The sequence below is a fragment of the Neisseria sp. P0009.S007 genome, assembly GCF_051962515.1.
Genome location: NZ_JBQCVF010000550.1, coordinates 1 through 1,001 on the forward strand (window position 1 = coordinate 1; position 1,001 = coordinate 1,001).

General features: G+C 50.2%; 1 protein-coding gene. It reads left to right on the forward strand.

The features are described 5' to 3' along the window. Positions 1-1,001, forward strand: a 1,001-nt coding sequence (gene ubiM, locus ACTHS3_RS14720) for a 5-demethoxyubiquinol-8 5-hydroxylase UbiM (protein ID WP_440368336.1), incomplete at both ends; no start/stop codon positions are given.

The following is a 1,001-nucleotide window of genomic DNA, read 5'->3' on the forward strand; positions in this document are numbered from 1 at the left end:
ATCATGCAGCGATTGGGTATGTGGGATTTGATTCCAAAAGACGAAATTTATCCTTTGCGCGATGCCAAAGTGTTGAATGGCCATTCCGATTACCAGCTCCACTTCCCGCAACCGACTCAGGCGCGCGGCGAGCCTGCGGACTGCTTGGGCTATTTGATTTCCAATCACAATATCCGTAAAGCCGCTTATGAAGTCGTGTCCAAATTGGACAACGTCAAAATTCTGACCGGCACCAATGTTAAAGAAGTCAAAACTTCTGACGATGAGGCGCAAGTCATTTTGGAAAGCGGCGAAGTATTGACCGGCCGTCTGTTGTTGGCCGCCGATAGCCGCTTCTCGCAAACGCGCCGCCAATTGGGCATTTCTTCCGATATGCACGATTACAGCCGCACCATGTTTGTGTGCCGCATGAAGCATACTCTGTCCAACCTGCATACCGCATATGAATGCTTCCACTACGGTCGCACCATTGCGTTGCTGCCTTTGGAAGAGCATTTGACCAATACAGTGATTACGGTGGACAGCGATAAGGCCGAAACGATTAAAAACATGTCGCCGGAAGAATTGGCGGCCAGCGTGAAAGAGCAACTCAAAGGCCGTTTGGGCGATATGGAATTGGTCAGCACCATTCACAATTATCCTTTGGTCGGCATGATTGCCCAACGTTTCTACGGCAAACGCAGCGCGTTGATCGGCGATGCCGCAGTCGGTATGCATCCGGTGACTGCGCACGGTTTCAACTTGGGTCTGGCAAGTGCCGATCTTTTGGCTAAATTGGTTCTCGAAGCCGAGCAACGTGGTCAGGATATTGGTGCGAAGAGCCTGCTGGAAAAATACAGCACCAAGCATATGTTCCACGCCCATCCGATTTACCACGGCACCAATATGTTGCTGAAACTCTTTACCAATGAAACTGCTCCGGCAAAACTGCTGCGCGGTTTGGTATTGCGTGCAAGCAATAACTTCCCGCCGCTGAAAAAACTGATTACCAAACAATTGAC